The sequence below is a fragment of the Salmonella sp. SJTUF15570 genome (assembly GCF_043357055.1).
Lineage (GTDB): Bacteria > Pseudomonadota > Gammaproteobacteria > Enterobacterales > Enterobacteriaceae > Salmonella > Salmonella enterica.
Genome location: NZ_JBEUKJ010000003.1, coordinates 211,317 through 228,590 on the forward strand (window position 1 = coordinate 211,317; position 17,274 = coordinate 228,590).

At 54.7% G+C, this 17,274-nt stretch carries 15 protein-coding genes; 9 read left to right on the forward strand and 6 right to left on the reverse strand.

The window, feature by feature from the left end:
- Positions 1-35: 35 nt before the first annotated feature.
- Positions 36-422: a 2-iminobutanoate/2-iminopropanoate deaminase gene (ridA, locus tag ABVN44_RS07330; RefSeq protein ID WP_000047544.1), complete on the forward strand. Its 387-nt coding sequence runs from the start codon at positions 36-38 to the stop codon at positions 420-422.
- Positions 423-496: 74 nt separating this feature from the next.
- Entirely contained in the window at positions 497-943 is a 447-nt protein-coding gene (locus ABVN44_RS07335) for a transposase (RefSeq protein WP_000252555.1), read from the forward strand.
- A gap of 115 nt (positions 944-1,058) precedes the next feature.
- Here ABVN44_RS07335 and mgtA read toward each other — a convergent pair whose 3' ends face one another.
- Both mgtA and mgtL read right to left on the reverse strand, forming a co-directional pair.
- Positions 1,059-3,767 carry a magnesium-translocating P-type ATPase gene (gene mgtA / locus ABVN44_RS07340; protein WP_000920862.1) on the reverse strand — a complete coding sequence of 903 codons (2,709 nt, stop codon included), beginning with the start codon at positions 3,765-3,767 and terminating at the stop codon, positions 1,059-1,061.
- A 140-nt stretch (positions 3,768-3,907) separates the two neighbouring features.
- Complete coding sequence (gene mgtL / locus ABVN44_RS07345; RefSeq protein ID WP_105789234.1) at positions 3,908-4,006, reverse strand: mgtA regulatory leader peptide MgtL; 99 nt, start codon at positions 4,004-4,006, stop codon at positions 3,908-3,910.
- Between the two features lie 144 nt (positions 4,007-4,150).
- On the opposite strand from mgtL, the gene treR reads away from it, so the two are divergent.
- From treR to ABVN44_RS07380, 7 genes are all read left to right on the forward strand, one after another.
- Entirely contained in the window at positions 4,151-5,098 is a 948-nt protein-coding gene (gene treR / locus ABVN44_RS07350; protein WP_001181297.1) for a trehalose operon repressor TreR, read from the forward strand.
- Positions 5,099-5,235: 137 nt separating this feature from the next.
- Entirely contained in the window at positions 5,236-6,654 is a 1,419-nt protein-coding gene (treB, locus tag ABVN44_RS07355; RefSeq protein ID WP_023232255.1) for a PTS trehalose transporter subunit IIBC, read from the forward strand.
- A 49-nt stretch (positions 6,655-6,703) separates the two neighbouring features.
- Positions 6,704-8,356, forward strand: a complete 1,653-nt coding sequence (gene treC / locus ABVN44_RS07360) for an alpha,alpha-phosphotrehalase (RefSeq protein ID WP_023232256.1) — start codon at positions 6,704-6,706, stop codon at positions 8,354-8,356.
- 408 nt (positions 8,357-8,764) lie between these two features.
- Positions 8,765-10,903, forward strand: a complete 2,139-nt coding sequence (gene nrdD / locus ABVN44_RS07365; protein WP_000187818.1) for an anaerobic ribonucleoside-triphosphate reductase — start codon at positions 8,765-8,767, stop codon at positions 10,901-10,903.
- Between the two features lie 120 nt (positions 10,904-11,023).
- Positions 11,024-11,488, forward strand: a complete 465-nt coding sequence (nrdG, locus tag ABVN44_RS07370) for an anaerobic ribonucleoside-triphosphate reductase-activating protein (RefSeq protein ID WP_023232257.1) — start codon at positions 11,024-11,026, stop codon at positions 11,486-11,488.
- Positions 11,489-11,654: 166 nt separating this feature from the next.
- Complete coding sequence (vapB, locus tag ABVN44_RS07375; protein ID WP_001261294.1) at positions 11,655-11,885, forward strand: type II toxin-antitoxin system VapB family antitoxin; 231 nt, start codon at positions 11,655-11,657, stop codon at positions 11,883-11,885.
- Positions 11,882-12,298 (forward strand): type II toxin-antitoxin system VapC family toxin, encoded by a 417-nt coding sequence (locus ABVN44_RS07380; protein ID WP_000048134.1) that lies wholly within the window; start codon positions 11,882-11,884, stop codon positions 12,296-12,298. Before vapB ends, ABVN44_RS07380 begins: the two co-directional genes overlap by 4 nt.
- 60 nt (positions 12,299-12,358) lie before the next feature.
- Here the strand turns inward: ABVN44_RS07380 and ABVN44_RS07385 are convergent, their stop codons facing one another.
- The 4 genes from ABVN44_RS07385 to ABVN44_RS07400 are packed head-to-tail and all read right to left on the reverse strand — an operon-like array spanning position 12,359 to position 17,261.
- Entirely contained in the window at positions 12,359-14,272 is a 1,914-nt protein-coding gene (locus ABVN44_RS07385) for a BglG family transcription antiterminator (protein WP_023232258.1), read from the reverse strand.
- A 16-nt stretch (positions 14,273-14,288) separates the two neighbouring features.
- Positions 14,289-15,029 carry a KDGP aldolase family protein gene (locus ABVN44_RS07390; RefSeq protein WP_023229489.1) on the reverse strand — a complete coding sequence of 247 codons (741 nt, stop codon included), beginning with the start codon at positions 15,027-15,029 and terminating at the stop codon, positions 14,289-14,291.
- Positions 15,026-16,144 carry a DgaE family pyridoxal phosphate-dependent ammonia lyase gene (locus ABVN44_RS07395; RefSeq protein ID WP_023232259.1) on the reverse strand — a complete coding sequence of 373 codons (1,119 nt, stop codon included), beginning with the start codon at positions 16,142-16,144 and terminating at the stop codon, positions 15,026-15,028. Before ABVN44_RS07395 ends, ABVN44_RS07390 begins: the two co-directional genes overlap by 4 nt.
- Positions 16,128-17,261 (reverse strand): amidohydrolase/deacetylase family metallohydrolase, encoded by a 1,134-nt coding sequence (locus ABVN44_RS07400; RefSeq protein WP_023232260.1) that lies wholly within the window; start codon positions 17,259-17,261, stop codon positions 16,128-16,130. The genes ABVN44_RS07395 and ABVN44_RS07400 overlap by 17 nt, the downstream gene beginning before the upstream one ends.
- Positions 17,262-17,274 lie beyond the last annotated feature (13 nt).

The following is a 17,274-nucleotide window of genomic DNA, read 5'->3' on the forward strand; positions in this document are numbered from 1 at the left end:
GGACATTCTATTACCGCTGTAATTCAGGAGAAATCATGAGCAAAACTATTGCGACGGAAAATGCACCAGCAGCAATCGGCCCATACGTACAGGGCGTTGACCTGGGTAGCATGGTAATCACTTCCGGTCAGATTCCGGTTGATCCGAAAACCGGTGCCGTAGCGGAAGACGTATCCGCTCAGGCACGTCAGTCGCTGGAAAACGTTAAAGCTATCGTGGAAGCCGCTGGCCTGAAAGTAGGCGACATTGTGAAAACGACCGTCTTCGTGAAAGACCTGAACGATTTCGCGACCGTCAACGCCACCTACGAAGCCTTCTTCACCGAGCACAACGCCACCTTCCCGGCGCGTTCCTGCGTGGAAGTTGCCCGTCTGCCGAAAGACGTGAAAATTGAGATTGAAGCGATCGCTGTTCGTCGCTAAGCGCCGGACGTCATCCCCGCCGGGCGGCGCAAGTTTGCCCGGTTCGGGGCACCAACAGCCATGGAGAGGCGGCAATGGTAAGATCGCGTTTTACCGAGGAACAAATCGCCGATTTTCTGCAACAGTCGAAAAACGGCGTACCGAATAAGGCGTTGTGCGAAGAATATGGATTTAGCAACAGCACGCTCCGTCGCTGGCAAGAGAAGCATGCTGAAAGCGTACGCCAGGAATTAAAACAGATAGAATCTACCGCGAAGATAGTCTTTTTATGCTTCATTGTCGCAGCCATATTGCTTACCCTTATGTTTCCTAAACCCACTGCCGCCTTAGCGATTCCTCCTTACTTAGTTTATTGCATTAGCTATATTCGCCGCTTTCGTCGCATATCCGCAAAACATATCCGGCGGTGGGACATCTCCTCCTCTCGTTCTGGCTCGGGGGCAGAGAATGTATTTTACAAACTTAGCTGGACATTCCTCTTTTTTATGCCTGCATATAGCATTCTACAGTTGCTTGAATAAGCCCTGAAATTTAAAGATAAAGCCGATCGCGTTAAACTTGTCGAGCTTTACGGGCATCTGACCTGGTTAGCGATATCGGGGATTAAGCACGCTGGCGAATCCCCGACGAAAGTGTTTACTGCCAGCCATAACGTCGGCTGTAAAACCCTTTCACCAACTGGGTTAACGTCATATAGCCCGCCAGAATAGCAATCAGCCACGGGAAATAGCTTAACGGCAGCGCCTGCAACTGCAGGTAAGACGCCAGGGGCGAAAACGGCAACGAGACTCCCACCACCATCACCAACAATGTCATCGCCATCAGCGGCCAGGCGGCGCGACTTTGAATAAACGGCAGACGACGGGTACGGATCATATGCACAATCAGCGTTTGCGACAGTAATCCCACCACAAACCAGCCGGACTGGAACAAAGTTTGCGTTTCTGGCGTATTCGCATGAAATACCCACCACATCAGACAAAAGGTCAAAATGTCGAAAATCGAGCTGATCGGACCGAAAAAGACCATAAAGCGCCCCAAATCCGCCGGATTCCAGCGCTGCGGCTTTTGAATTTGTTCTTCATCGACATTATCAAACGGAATCGCCACCTGGGATACATCGTACAGCAGGTTTTGAATCAGCAAGTGCAGCGGCAGCATTGGCAAGAACGGCAAAAAGGCGCTCGCCACCAGTACGCTAAACACGTTACCGAAATTTGAGCTGGCCGTCATCTTGATATATTTCAACATATTAGAAAAAGTACGACGACCTTCAATGACGCCTTCTTCCAGCACCATCAGGCTCTTTTCCAGCAGGATAATATCGGCCGCCTCACGGGCGATGTCCACCGCGCCATCTACCGAGATACCAATATCCGCCGCCCGCAACGCCGGGGCATCGTTAATCCCGTCGCCCATAAAACCGACCACATGCCCCTCGCGTTTGAGCAAAGTGACGATGCGCTCTTTATGCATCGGCGTCAGACGCGCAAACAACGTCGTACGGGCGGCCAGCGCCGCCAGCGCGTCGTCGCTTAACCCTTCAATATCACTGCCAATAACGACATCGCCCGCATCCAGCCCAACCTCATGGCAAACTTTCGCCGCTACCAGCTCGCTGTCGCCGGTGAGAATTTTCACCGTAATTCCGCTCGCCTTCAGCGCTTTCAGCGCCGGCGCGGTGGTCTCTTTCGGCGGATCGAGAAAAGCGATATACCCTTCCAGGATCAGGTCAGATTCATCGATACGCTGGTAATCGCCCTCACGCGCAGGCAGGTATTTGGTCGCGACGGCGACCACGCGTAGCCCCTGACGGTTCAGCGTGTCGGTAACGCGTTTCACCCGGCGCAGCATATTGTCGTCCAGCGGCACAATATCGCCGTTGTGGCGCACCTGAGTACACACGTTCAGGATCTCCTGTAACGCGCCTTTGCAGACCAGTTGATGCACGCTCGAATCTTCGGCCACCACCACCGACATCCGGCGACGCTCAAAATCAAACGGGATCTCATCGATTTTCTGCCAGCGTCCGGAGAGCTGACGCGCGGCGGTTTCGTCTACTCCCTCCAGGACCGCCGTATCCAGTAAATTTTTTAGACCGGTCTGATAATGGCTGTTCAGCCAGGCGCAATGCAGTACATGCTCGCTGGGCTTACCAGAAATATCTGTATGATTCTCCAGCACAATTTTGTCCTGCGTCAGTGTGCCGGTTTTATCAGTGCACAGAATATCCATCGCGCCGAAGTTCTGAATCGCATCAAGGTGCTTTACGATAACTTTCTGTTTCGAGAGCTTCACCGCCCCGCGCGCGAGGGTGGAGGTGACGATCATCGGCAACATTTCCGGGGTGAGCCCTACCGCGACCGAGAGCGCAAATAGCGCCGCTTCCCACCAGTCACCTTTCGTGTAACCATTAATAATCAGTACTACCGGTGCCATGACCAGCATAAAGCGGATCAGCAACATACTGACGCGGCTAATTCCTTTCTGGAAAGCGTTCTGCTCGTTATCTTGTTCCGAAACGCGCCCCGCCAATTGACCAAACCAGGTGTCGGCGCCGGTCGCCATCACCACGGCCTGCGCCGTTCCGCTCACGACGTTCGTCCCCATAAAGCACAGCGTGTCGCACTCAAGCGGGTTATTTTGCCGGGGCTCACGCGTCGCGGCGACTTTCTCGACTGGCAGAGATTCGCCGGTCAGCGACGCCTGGGCGACAAACAGATCGCGCGCCTGGATAATCCGTAAATCCGCCGGGATCATATCCCCCGCCGCCAGCTTAATAATATCGCCGGGCACCAGTTGATCGATGGGTAATTCCAGCCAGGCGTTTTCGCCATTTTCATTAATAACCCGCAGTACGGTAGCGGTATTGCTCACCATCGCTTTTAGCGCGTCCGCCGCTTTTGTCGAGCGCGCTTCCTGCACAAAATTCAGCAGCGTTGAGATACCGACCATCAGGGCGATAACGCCTGCGGCAAACAGATCCTCCGTGGCATAAGAAATGCCGCCAAGAATCGTAAGTAAGATGTTGAAAGGATTGCGATAACATACCCACAGATGCACCCACCATGGCGAGGGTTTCTGTGCCGGAAGGCGGTTTTCGCCATGCTTTTCACGCGCGCGCGTCACCTCGGCGGCGTTTAATCCCTCCGGGTGCGTATCAAAAACGCGCCAGAGAGTCTCCTGCTCCATTGCCGCGACTTTCAGACAGCGCTCGCTCAGCGAAGGCGGGATAGTCGCATTTACCGCGGTCTGCGCGCCGGGCAGCGGATCGCGGTGAACCAGACGATAAGGCAAATGACGATTAAGCCGGGCAAAAAGCTGGCGGGTAATGGTTTTTAGCATAGGTAATCCCTCCGCGCCGAAGTCAGGCGCAGAAAATTCTTCAGGCGCGGCAAAGCCTTGCCCGATGAGCAATGTTTAAATAAAAACAGGGACGTTATTGTGTCACTGTCTTACACACCGGTAAGACAGCAGAGGCAGGCTTACCGGAAAAGGAAAATTCTCCATCGCGGGAGAGGGGTGGGTTCAGGGTCCATGTCGCCTCCGGTAAGTAAATAATTTGCGCCGCGGATTATACGCATAAATCCATAAGTTTTGTGGCAATTATGGCGGTATCATACCGTTACGTAATTAAACCAACGATAAACCAGACTTTGCCCATTGCCCTTCGCTTGAGTAAAGTTACTCTTTTTATCACCATCAGCGTCACGCCACGGGAAAACAGGATGCAAAACCGGCTCACTATCAAAGACATCGCCCGCCTGAGCGGCGTAGGGAAATCAACCGTTTCCCGCGTGCTTAACAATGAAAGCGGCGTAAGCGAACGTACCCGCGAGCGTGTCGAAGCGGTGATGAATCAACACGGTTTCTCCCCGTCCCGCTCCGCCCGCGCGATGCGGGGACAAAGCGATAAAGTGGTCGCTATTATCGTCACTCGCCTTGATTCGTTGTCTGAAAACCTCGCGGTTCAGACCATGCTGCCTGCGTTTTACGAACAGGGCTACGACCCTATTATGATGGAAAGTCAGTTCTCGCCGACGCTGGTAATGGAACATCTGGGCATGCTCAGACGACGTAACATTGATGGCGTGGTGCTGTTTGGCTTTACCGGCATCACAGAAGAGTTGATCGCCCCCTGGAAAGCCTCGCTGGTGCTGCTGGCAAGAGATGCGCAAGGTTTTGCCTCCGTCTGTTACGACGACGAGGGCGCGATTCATATCCTTATGCAGCGGCTGTATGAGCAGGGACACCGCAACATTAGCTTTCTGGGCGTTCCCCATAGCGATATTACCACCGGCAAACGTCGGCATGACGCATACCTGGCGTTTTGCAAAAAACATAAACTTCACCCCGTCGCCGCCCTGCCCGGTCTTGCCATGAAGCAGGGTTATGAGCATACGGCAAGCGTCATCATGCCGGATACCACCGCGTTAGTCTGCGCCACCGATACGCTGGCGTTGGGCGCCAGCAAGTATTTACAGGAGCAACGTATTGAGACGCTGCAACTGGCAAGCGTCGGGAACACGCCGCTGATAAAATTCCTGCACCCGGAGATCGTCACTGTCGATCCTGGCTATGCTGAAGCCGGACGGCAGGCGGCTTCGCAGCTGATCGAACAGATCAATGGCCGCTGCGATCCGCGCCGGATCGTCATTCCTTCTACCCTCGCCTGAGTGACTGATTAAACGGAATACCACGAGTAATTTGTGATCGTCGCTGCGTTTCGGGAACGTTCCCATTTTTAAATCAACGTTGAAGAGATACTCTTGCGCCAACCCATAACATATCTCCTCTGCCATGAGGCTTTACGATGAGCAAAGTAAAACAAGCCGATATCGACCGGCTGATTAACCTGGTCGGCGGGCGCGACAACATAGCCACGGTGAGCCACTGCATTACTCGCCTGCGCTTTGTGCTCCACCAGCCCGCGAACGCCAGGCCAAAAGAGATCGAACAATTACCGATGGTTAAAGGTTGTTTCACCAACGCTGGTCAGTTTCAGGTGGTGATTGGCACCGACGTTGGCGATTACTATAACGCGCTGCTGGAGACCACCGGCAAAGCGTATGCTGATAAAGAGCAGGCCAAAAAAGCCGCTCGCCAGAACATGAAGTGGCATGAGCAGTTAATTTCCCACTTTGCGGAGATCTTCTTTCCGCTACTACCGGCGTTGATCAGCGGCGGTTTGATCTTAGGCTTTCGTAACGTGATCGGCGATGTGCCGATGAGCAACGGTCAAACGCTGGCGCAGATGCATCCGGCGCTAAAAACGCTTTATGATTTTTTATGGTTGATCGGCGAAGCGATCTTTTTCTATCTGCCGGTGGGGATCTGCTGGTCGGCGGTGAAAAAAGTGGGCGGCACGCCGATTCTTGGTATCGTGCTCGGCGTGACGCTGGTGTCGCCGCAGTTGATGAATGCGTATCTGCTGGGCCAGCAAACGCCGGACGTCTGGAACTTCGGCTTATTTAGCATTGAGAAAGTGGGCTACCAGGCGCAGGTTATCCCGGCGTTACTGGCAGGGCTGGCGCTTGGGTTTATTGAAACGCGGTTGAAACGCATCGTGCCGGATTATCTCTACCTGGTCGTCGTCCCGGTGTGTTCGTTGATACTGGCCGTCTTTCTCGCCCACACCTTTATCGGCCCCTTTGGTCGTATGATCGGCGACGGCGTGGCCTTTGCGGTACGTTATCTGATGACCGGCAGTTTCGCCCCGATAGGCGCGGCGCTGTTCGGCTTCCTGTATGCCCCGTTGGTCATTACCGGCGTCCACCAGACAACGCTCGCTATCGATATGCAGATGATCCAGAGCATGGGCGGTACGCCAGTCTGGCCGCTGATTGCGCTGTCGAATATCGCGCAGGCCTCCGCCGTGGTGGGCATCATCATCTCCAGCCGTAAACACAATGAACGCGAGATCTCCGTTCCTGCCGCCATTTCCGCTTACCTTGGGGTAACCGAACCGGCGATGTACGGTATCAACCTGAAGTATCGTTTTCCGATGCTGTGCGCGATGATCGGCTCTGGTCTGGCGGGACTGCTCTGCGGTCTGAACGGCGTCATCGCCAACGGTATCGGCGTGGGCGGCCTGCCGGGTATCCTGTCTATACCGCCGCGCTACTGGCAGGTGTACGGCATGGCGATGGTTATCGCGATCGTTATCCCGGTGATTCTGACCACCTTTATCTATCAGCGTAAGCATCGTCAGGGCACATTACAAATTGTCTAATACTTCTTCGGGGCGCAGTTGCGTCCCAACGCACTTGCAGGAAACAACAATGACTATTCCCCTCTGGTGGCAAAACGGCGTTATCTATCAGATCTACCCGAAAAGTTTTCAGGACACGACCGGCAGCGGCACCGGCGATTTACGCGGCGTCACGCAGCACCTTGACTATCTACAGCGACTCGGCGTAGATGCCATCTGGCTCACGCCGTTTTATATCTCGCCGCAGGTGGATAACGGTTATGACGTCGCAAATTATACGGCCATCGACCCGACCTACGGCACGCTGGATGATTTTGACGAGCTGGTCGCGCAGGCGAAAGCACGCGGTATTCGCATCATCCTGGATATGGTGTTTAACCATACTTCTACCCAGCACGCCTGGTTTCGCGAAGCGCTGAACAAAGAGAGCCCATACCGTCAGTTTTATATCTGGCGCGATGGCACGCCGGATGTCTGCCCGAATAACTGGCAATCCAAATTTGGCGGCAGCGCCTGGCGCTGGCATAGCCAGAGCGAACAATATTATTTACACCTTTTCGCGCCTGAACAGGCCGACCTGAACTGGGAAAACCCCGCCGTGCGCGCCGAGCTGAAAAAGGTCTGCGAATTCTGGGCCGATCGCGGCGTGGATGGCCTGCGTCTGGACGTGGTGAACCTGATCGCCAAAGATCAGGATTTTCCTGACGATCCGACGGGCGACGGACGCCGCTTTTATACCGACGGGCCGCGCGCGCATACGTTTTTACGCGAAATGAACCGTGACGTTTTTACGCCGCGTAATCTGATGACGGTAGGCGAAATGTCCTCTACCACGCTGGAAAACTGCCAGCAATATGCCGCGCTTAGCGGCGACGAACTCTCGATGACCTTCAATTTTCATCATCTGAAGGTGGATTACCCCAATGGCGAAAAGTGGACGCTGGCAAAACCTGATTATGTGGCGCTGAAAGCGTTGTTCCGCCACTGGCAACAGGGGATGCATAACGTCGCCTGGAACGCGTTATTCTGGTGTAATCACGATCAGCCGCGCATCGTTTCCCGCTTTGGCGACGAGGGTGAATACCGGGTTCCAGCCGCGAAAATGCTGGCGATGGCGCTGCACGGTATGCAAGGGACGCCTTATATCTATCAGGGCGAAGAAATCGGCATGACCAACCCACACTTTACCCGCATCACCGATTATCGCGACGTGGAAAGTCATAATATGTTTGCCGCGCTACGCGCCGCCGGGCGCGACCCCGACGAACTGCTGGCTATTCTGGCCAGTAAATCCCGCGACAACAGCCGCACGCCGATGCAGTGGGACAACGGTAAAAACGCCGGTTTCACCCAGGGCGAGCCGTGGATAAGCCTGTGCGATAACTATACGGAGGTTAACGTCGCGGCAGCATTACGCGATGAAAACTCGGTGTTTTACACCTATCAAAAGCTGATTGCGCTACGTAAAACCCAGCCTGTACTGATCTGGGGCGATTATCAGGATCTCCTCCCGGATAGCCCATCAGTATGGTGTTATCGCCGCCAGTGGCAGGGGCAAGCCCTGCTGGTTGTCGCCAATCTGAGCGACCAGTGCCAGGAGTGGCATCCGTCGCATATCAAAGGACAGTGGCAGGCGCTACTGCACAATTATAGCGAGGTCGCCAGCCAGCCAGCCGCGATGACGCTCCGCCCATTTGAAGCCATCTGGTGGTTACAACGCTAACGCGACGTCCTTATACGGATAAACGCCACAAACCTATTGACACGGGCTGTGGCGTTGCTCTAGGTTACTGACTGTTTTTGTTGAATAATTAATCAGATTTTTCTTGCTATCTTTTACAAACGCTACAGCGCCCGCCATCTGTACGCTCTGATTTTTACCTTGTTCTACATCAATAAAATTGCAAACATCCTTGATGCAAATCACTACATATAGACTTTAAAATGCACGCCGACCCAATATGTTGTACTAATTGACTACAATTGCTACAACACCTGTTCACTCGACACAAGGTGAATTGTGGATAACCTGGGTCAGGATTGCGGGAAGTCGTTGGAAAAGAGATGAATAAACCTGTTATGGCTTCCCCGGCCTCTGTGGATAACCTGTTCTTACAAATATGGAGTGATCATGACACCGCATGTGATGAAACGAGATGGCTGTAAAGTGCCATTCAAATCAGAGCGCATTAAGGAAGCCATTCTACGTGCAGCTAAAGCAGCGGGAGTCGATGACGCAGATTACTGTGCCACCGTCGCAGAAGTCGTTAGCAGCCAAATGAACGCACGCAGTCAGGTGGATATTAACGAGATCCAAACTGCGGTTGAAAACCAACTGATGTCCGGCCCGTACAAACAGCTTGCCCGCGCCTACATCGAATACCGTCACGATCGCGACATTCAGCGTGAAAAGCGTGGTCGTCTGAACCAGGAAATTCGCGGCCTGGTAGAGCAAACTAACTCCGCGTTGCTCAATGAAAACGCCAACAAAGACAGTAAAGTCATTCCCACCCAGCGCGATTTGCTGGCCGGGATTGTCGCCAAACACTATGCCCGCCAGCACCTGTTGCCGCGTGACGTAGTACAAGCGCATGAGCGCGGCGATATCCACTATCACGATCTCGACTATTCGCCGTTCTTCCCGATGTTCAACTGTATGCTGATCGACCTGAAAGGCATGTTGACCCAGGGCTTTAAGATGGGCAACGCCGAGATCGAACCGCCAAAATCTATCTCTACCGCCACTGCCGTTACCGCGCAGATTATCGCGCAGGTCGCCAGCCATATTTATGGCGGCACCACCATTAACCGTATCGACGAAGTGCTGGCGCCGTTTGTCACCGAAAGCTACAACAAGCACCGCAAAACCGCCGATGAGTGGCAGATCCCGGATGCCGAAGGGTATGCGCGTTCTCGCACCGAAAAAGAGTGCTACGACGCCTTCCAGTCGCTGGAATACGAAGTTAACACGCTGCACACCGCTAACGGCCAGACGCCTTTCGTGACCTTTGGTTTTGGCCTCGGCACCAGTTGGGAGTCGCGTCTGATCCAGGCGTCTATTTTGCGTAACCGTATCGCCGGTCTGGGTAAAAATCGCAAAACCGCCGTGTTCCCGAAACTGGTCTTCGCTATCCGCGACGGTTTGAACCACAAGTTTGGCGATCCGAACTACGACATTAAACAACTGGCGCTGGAGTGCGCGAGCAAGCGCATGTATCCGGACATTCTCAACTACGATCAGGTAGTCAAAGTCACCGGTTCGTTCAAAACGCCAATGGGCTGCCGCAGCTTCCTCGGCGTGTGGGAGAACGAAAACGGCGAGCAGATCCACGACGGGCGTAACAACCTGGGCGTGATTAGCCTTAACCTGCCGCGCATCGCGCTGGAAGCAAAAGGCGACGAAACCGCATTCTGGAAACTGCTGGATGAACGTCTGGCGCTGGCGCGGAAGGCGCTGATGACCCGTATCGCCCGCCTTGAAGGCGTGAAAGCCCGCGTCGCGCCAATCCTGTATATGGAAGGCGCCTGCGGCGTGCGGCTGAAAGCGGACGACGACGTGTCTGAAATCTTTAAAAATGGTCGTGCGTCCATCTCTCTGGGCTACATTGGTATCCATGAAACCATTAACGCGCTGTTCGGCGGCGAGCACCTGTACGACAGCGAGCAGCTTCGCGCTAAAGGCATCGCGATTGTGGAGCGTCTGCGCCAGGCCGTGGATCAGTGGAAAGACGAGACCGGCTACGGCTTTAGCCTGTACAGCACGCCAAGTGAAAACCTCTGTGACCGCTTCTGCCGTCTGGATACCGCCGAGTTCGGCGTGGTGCCGGGCGTAACCGATAAAGGTTACTACACCAACAGCTTCCACCTCGACGTGGAGAAGAAGGTTAACCCGTACGACAAAATCGATTTCGAAGCGCCGTATCCGCCGCTGGCGAACGGGGGTTTCATTTGCTACGGCGAATACCCGAACATTCAGCACAACCTGAAAGCGCTGGAAGATGTCTGGGATTACAGCTATCAGCATGTACCGTATTACGGCACCAACACGCCGATCGATGAATGCTACGAGTGCGGCTTTACCGGCGAGTTCGAATGTACCAGTAAAGGTTTCACCTGCCCGAAATGCGGCAACCACGACGCCGCGCGCGTCTCGGTCACCCGCCGCGTGTGCGGTTATTTAGGCAGCCCGGACGCACGCCCATTTAACGCCGGTAAGCAGGAAGAAGTGAAGCGCCGCGTGAAGCATTTAGGCAATGGGCAGATCGGTTAATTTCCGTTTGCAAAGACCGTAGGCCTGATAAGACGCAATCGCGTCGTCATCAGGCATCACAATGTTGCCGGATGCGGTGCAAGCACCTTATCCGGCCTACATGCTTTCTGGACACCCGCTATGCGCTACCATCAATACTATCCCGTAGACATCGTTAACGGCCCCGGCACCCGCTGCACCCTGTTTGTGTCAGGGTGCGTGCACGAATGCCCTGGCTGCTATAACAAAAGCACCTGGCGGCTCAATTCCGGCCAGCCGTTTACCAAAGAGGTGGAAGATAAGATCATTGCCGATCTGAACGACACGCGCATTCACCGTCAGGGGATCTCGCTGTCGGGCGGCGATCCGCTGCATCCGCAAAACGTACCGGATATCCTGGCACTGGTACAACGCATCCGCGCAGAGTGCCCGGGGAAAGATATCTGGGTGTGGACTGGCTACAAGCTTGATGAACTCAACGCCGCGCAAATGCAGGTGGTCAATCTCATCAACGTGCTGGTCGATGGCAAATTTGTGCAGGATCTGAAAGACCCGGCGCTTATCTGGCGCGGTAGCAGCAACCAGGTAGTGCATCATTTGCGTTGATGCGGGGATATTGGGTCAAAACCGTTACTCGTCCGCTACTTTTACGCCCTTCTTTCGCCTCCTGCTTACAGGTATATGCATATGCCTATACATATGTCACGCACAGGCATATAATTAACTCCGACACTGGCCTATAACATCACGCCCACAAGGGCAGGAGACGACCATGCGAACCGTATCTGTATTTAAAAATGGCAATAACCGCGCGATCCGCCTTCCACGCGATCTGGATTTTGACGGCGTCAACGAACTTGAAATCTTCCGCGAAGGCGACACGATTATACTGCGCCCCGCCCGCCCTTCCTGGGGATCATTCCGTCATGAGGAAAAAGCCAGCCCAGACTTTCTGACGGAACGCGAAGACATCATCAGCGATGAGGGACGCTTTGAACTATGAGTAAAACCTACATGCTGGATACCTGCATCTGTTCTTTCATTATGCGCGAACAGCCGGAAGCTGTGCTGAAACGCCTTGAGCAGGCAGTGCTGCGCCGCCATCGTATTGTGGTGTCGGCGATTACCTACGCCGAAATGCGTTTTGGCTGTACGGGCAAAAAGGCCTCGCCGCGCCATGCCCAACTGGTTGATGCATTCTGTAGTCGCCTGGATGCCGTGCTGGCCTGGGACCGGGCGGCAGTGGATGCCACCACAGAGATCCGTGCCGTACTGGCCGCCGCCGGTACGCCGATTGGATCAAACGATGCGGCTATCGCCGGCCATGCCATTGCGTCCGGGGCGATACTGGTCACTAATAACGTGAGGGAGTTTGAGCGGGTACCGGGTTTGCAGTACGAAGATTGGGTAAAATAACCCGTGCTGGCATACCGACAAGTACATAAATCTTCTTAACAATGACGTGACGGGAAAGTGTCAAAAACGACTCACACACTCCATCGCGACCGTTTTAAATTGCGTAAAATTCTGACATGCGCAGAGGCGCGTCATGGCGCGTTCGCGCAGGAAAGTGACGAAAATATCGTAGATGGCCATCGCCTCTTCATATTCACTTTTGCTGATGGCGAGTAAAAAAATAACGTGCGCCGTTTCATCACCCCAGGCAATCCCCTGCGGCGCGAGCACCGTATAAACCACCGTTTTCTTCGCCAGCAGCCCCAGCGCGTGTGGCAAGGCAATCCCGTCGCCTAATAACGTACTGACAATAGCTTCACGTTCAATAACCGAATCGAGAAACGCCGCATCAACAAAGCCTTCCTCATGCAACTGATCGCACAGCGTTTTAAACAGCGTCTGTTGATCTATTTCCCCTTCCACAATGCGAAAATGCGAGGCATCGAAATATTTATCCAGCATCCACGGACGGGTTCTGTCCACCAGCACCAGCTTACCGATCTGCTCCAATTGATAGTCGGTAGGAAAGGGCGCGATCATGATGACCGGCTTATCTTTTTCGCCGATCCGCGCTGTGGAAATCACAAAATCCTCCACAATGCTGTCCCGCGCCTCATAGTCGCGTAGCGTCAGAGTGCGGGCAATATCAATCTGCGGGTATTTCCGCGCCAGTACCGCTTCAATCATCCGCACCATCGCATTACCAGCATCGCACACCAGCAGTACCTGCGGCTGTCGCTGGTAGCCAATGTTGTAACTACGTTCCAGCCCAACGCCAATATGCAGCACCAGAAAACCGATTTCGTTTTCGCTAATGGTATACGGCGTGTATTTTCCCCAACTCGATATCGCCGCCAACGTCATATCCCATGCCATCGGATAGTGCTGCTTAATATTTTCCAGTAGTGGGTTGGGGATCATGATCTGGTAGCGCACGCGGGTGATCATCGTTTTGATGTGAGTCAGCAAGTCCGCGTGGAGCTGTTTATCATTCAACAGGTTATAGTTGTACTGGGTATTAATAAAATTGAGGATATAGTGCACCAGCGCCTCTTCATCATCGGCATTAATGGCGCTGGGGGCAATCTCCTGTACCTGGCGGGCGGCAATATGCACCTTCAGCCAGCTTACTTCCGGCTCCGACAGCGGCTTGTCGGCCAGCTGTTGTAGTAGCTCCGCAATCTCATGCGCCGCATGGCGCACCTTTTCATCGACCTCCTCCGCCACGCATTCCGATAACGGATACCCCTCGCGAATACGCCGTACCGCCACCGCGCAGTATAAACGCAGAAACAGCTCGCTCTCATCGGTCAGGCGGATTTGACAATGAGAGAAAATATCCGGCAAAAGAGACTGCAGCCGTTGAGACACCTCGGTGTTCAGCGTGGTACTAACAATTAACGGATGGGAGGGCTCCTGCTGCGCCAGCGTCCATAAAAGGTCGGTCAGACAGGCGCGAATCGCCATCTCTCCGCCAAACAATTTCATGCCATGACGCGGACGCGTTTCCAGCGTCAGATGATAACGCAGCAAATGCTCGCGCACGTCCGCCATATCGTTCTGCAACGTCGCACGGCTGACAAACCATTCATCTGCCAAATCCTCCAGCTTCAGCGAGAAGGCGGAGGTTAAAAAACGCGCCAGCAAATAGTGTATCCGCTCCTGGCTGGTGCGCGGACCGCGAGCCAGGGCGGGAGATTGCTGCGTTTGCAGGGATTGATAACGTGCCGGATCATCAATTTTGAGCTGATACCCGTTGCCGCGGCTGAGAGTAAATTGCGCGCCATGCGGCATCAGCAACATGTTCAGCGCGGCGATATCCGCCCGAACGGTACGCGTGGAGACCGACAACCGCTGCGCCAGTTCGTCCTGCGGCAGCGTCTCGTTTTGCAGCATCGCAAATAGCTGCGCTAAACGTTGGTTGGGGAATCGCACGTCTCTCTCCTCATGATTAGCCGACACGCGACCGGACGATAGCGAGTAACTGACGCACATCGTCCGCACGGGTGTTGCCGCTCACCTTATCAATAATCGAACTATAAATGTGAGGAATGATTTTGCTTACACCTGCATCAAGGGCGATGTGCAGAATCTCGGCGAAGTTTTCCAGATCGATACCGCCCGTCGGTTCCAGCCAGAAATCATGGCGGGCGCAGGCCTCAGCCACCGCTTTATACTCGTCGCGACAGGTGAGTCCTCCCATCGGAAAGTATTTAACAGAGCTGCCGCCCATGTCTTTGAGTAGCGCAATCGCCGTTTCTATGGGTACGATGCCGTCCGGCGCGCGGCTGCTTAGCGGGCCGGTGGAAATTTTCACCAGTCCCGGCGTGCCGGTCGGCGAGACAAGACCGTTCACCACCGTCTCATTTTGCCCCAGCAGCGCCCGGCTGGCCCCTACGCCGGTAAACACCTGGTTGACATGCTGCGGCTGTACCTGACGCGAGATTTCGCTCACCATCGCCGACTGGTTAGGATCGCCTGCCCCCAGTCCGACGGAGAGCGCATTGTCGATAAGCGCCGCATATTCACGCATATCCGCGACTGCGCTTGCCACATCCGGATAGTTTTTAGAGAGCACGCCAACCAGCACATGACCTTCCGCCGCCGCGTAGATTTCCCGGGCGTTATCTTTCGAACCGGCCAGTACGTTCAGGCAAACGCGATCGCGGTAAAAGTTAGGGGTCAGTTTCATGCTTGTTTCTCCTGATTAATCACCTCGCCAATACGACGCGCCACAATCGCTAACTGCGCGCGATCGACGCTGCGGACATCCGCTTCAATAATCCCTTCGTTGGCTTTGTATCCGCGAAAGTAAATCGCGTATTCCCCTTGCTTCAGCGCGTCGACCAGGTCGCCTGTGGCGATGCCGGTAACGGCTTCATCAAACTTAATTTCCGTGCGCGCGATGTCGCGTCCGGCGCTGTCCCACACCGCACGGGCGCTGACGCCGTTAAACGTGTTCAACGTGTCGATAAAGGGCGCCATTTTTTCTACCATCTCCGCGCCGCTCTCTTTTTGCGCCCGCAGGTACAATTCAATGGCGCAGGTCAGGCCAATAATTCCTTCTTTGCCGACCTTCATCGCCCGGCCAATGCCCGCTGACTGACGTTTTACCCACTCAACATACTGCGTTTTACCAATCACCAGCCCACTGGTCGGCCCTTCAATCGCTTTCGCGCCGCTATAGATAACGAGATCTGCGCCCACGCGGTAGTAGCACTGCAAATCTTCTTCCGCCGCCGCGTCCACAATCAGCGGGAGATTATGCGTGCGTGCCACTACCGCAGCCTGCTCCACACTAAGCATACTTTTCTGTACGCAGTGGTGAGATTTGATATAGAGAATAGCCGCCGTGCGCGGCGTAATGGCCGCCGCCAACTGCGCGGCGGAACATTCGTTGGCGTAACCGGCTTCCACCAGTTTGCCGCCGCCCAGCGCCACCATCGTTCCCACCGGCGCGCCAAAGTTGACGTTGTGGCCCTTTGGCAGGACGATTTCGTTATTTTCAATCTGTGTAACGTGCAGGTTTTCCAGCAGCCAGTCGCTGTCCTGAACCAGTACCGCGGCAACCGACTGGGCAAGGCCCGCACTGGCGCAGGAGACTACCGTCGCCCCTTCCACCTCCAGCAATTTCGCAATGTACTCGCCGGTTTTATTCACCAGATCTTTCATCTCGAAATACTGATTCATTCCGGCCATCGCCGCGTCTATCACTTCCGGGCGCGGCGTAGAGACGCCGAGCGCCGTCATACGTCCGGAGGCGTTAATCACCTGTTTTAATTGATACTTCTCAAAAATCGAAGGCATGTTCCGCGCTCCCTTGTTCGGTCATATAGCCCTTGCCTGCGCGTATCGCGGCAAGCGGCGTCAGCAATTCTTCAGCCTGTAAGCTGTCGTGTTCCGCGTCTACCAACACGGTGGGCTGGCGTTTAAGCGTAAAGAGGGTCAGGTCGGCATCCAGACCAGGCTGAAGACGCCCTTTGGTTTTCAGATTCAGGCTATCGGCGGCATTGGCCGTCACGCACGCAATGACCTGCGGCAGCGACATGCCGATGGCGAGGAATTTCGACATCACATTAGCCAGCGAATGCACCGGGCCATTGATGCGGTTACGGCAGTAGATATCGGAACTGATGGTATGCGGTAAAATCCCCAGGCTAATGGCGCGTTTCGCCACCGCAAAGCTCAGGCTGGCGGTACCATGCCCGACGTCCAGACGCACGCCGCGCGCCAGCGCTCGTGTCACCGAGGCGCGCAGCTCGCCTTCCGGCGTCAGAATACGGTTCGGCTTACCGTTGTAACAGTGGGTAATGATATCGCCCGCCGTCAGACGCTCCGCTATTTCGTCCAGATCCGGCGGGTTATTGCCAATATGCACCATCAGCGGCAGGTTGCCGTTTTCTTGCTGCATGGCTTTAGCGCGTTCCAGCGGCGTGATGCCGTTAACGCCTACCACGCTGCTGCTCATCCGCGCCTTGAGGCCGACGATAAAATCCGGATGGCGTTTTACCGCCTGCCGGACCGCATCGGCGTCAATATTGGCCATGTTAGCCAGCTCGTTTTGGGCAATAAGCCCAACGCGTGAAACATTCAGCAGCGCATAAACGTCGGTGGTCGCCTGACGCGTCAGAGCATAGAAATTATCAATGTCGTCTGCGCCAGTGCTACCGGCATCCACCACTGTGGTAACGCCAGTGGCAATACCCACGCTGTCCGGTTCGTCGTGATAAATCGGTGATGTCGGGTAGCAGTGAACATGAGAATCAATCCAACCCGCACTAACGTAACACTCGCCGCGCAGGTCAATGGTTTTCAGCGCCGGACCATCAACGTCACCCAACGCCGCGATTTTGCCATCTTGCAGGGCAATATTAGTCAGCGTGTCATCGACCAGACGCGCATGGCGCAGGAGTAAATCAAACATCGTTCTCTCCTTT

Bases quoted from the DNA above. Each gene is read 5' to 3' on its own strand.
- nrdD (WP_000187818.1), top strand. From the start codon at position 8,765: ATGACACCGCATGTGATGAAACGAGATGGCTGTAAAGTGCCATTCAAA.
- ABVN44_RS07400 (WP_023232260.1), bottom strand. From the start codon at position 17,261: ATGTTTGATTTACTCCTGCGCCATGCGCGTCTGGTCGATGACACGCTG.
- ABVN44_RS07395 (WP_023232259.1), bottom strand. From the start codon at position 16,144: ATGCCTTCGATTTTTGAGAAGTATCAATTAAAACAGGTGATTAACGCC.
- ridA (WP_000047544.1), top strand. From the start codon at position 36: ATGAGCAAAACTATTGCGACGGAAAATGCACCAGCAGCAATCGGCCCA.
- mgtA (WP_000920862.1), bottom strand. From the start codon at position 3,767: ATGCTAAAAACCATTACCCGCCAGCTTTTTGCCCGGCTTAATCGTCAT.
- nrdG (WP_023232257.1), top strand. From the start codon at position 11,024: ATGCGCTACCATCAATACTATCCCGTAGACATCGTTAACGGCCCCGGC.
- treC (WP_023232256.1), top strand. From the start codon at position 6,704: ATGACTATTCCCCTCTGGTGGCAAAACGGCGTTATCTATCAGATCTAC.
- vapB (WP_001261294.1), top strand. From the start codon at position 11,655: ATGCGAACCGTATCTGTATTTAAAAATGGCAATAACCGCGCGATCCGC.
- ABVN44_RS07380 (WP_000048134.1), top strand. From the start codon at position 11,882: ATGAGTAAAACCTACATGCTGGATACCTGCATCTGTTCTTTCATTATG.
- treB (WP_023232255.1), top strand. From the start codon at position 5,236: ATGAGCAAAGTAAAACAAGCCGATATCGACCGGCTGATTAACCTGGTC.
- treR (WP_001181297.1), top strand. From the start codon at position 4,151: ATGCAAAACCGGCTCACTATCAAAGACATCGCCCGCCTGAGCGGCGTA.
- mgtL (WP_105789234.1), bottom strand. From the start codon at position 4,006: ATGCGTATAATCCGCGGCGCAAATTATTTACTTACCGGAGGCGACATG.
- ABVN44_RS07335 (WP_000252555.1), top strand. From the start codon at position 497: ATGGTAAGATCGCGTTTTACCGAGGAACAAATCGCCGATTTTCTGCAA.
- ABVN44_RS07390 (WP_023229489.1), bottom strand. From the start codon at position 15,029: ATGAAACTGACCCCTAACTTTTACCGCGATCGCGTTTGCCTGAACGTA.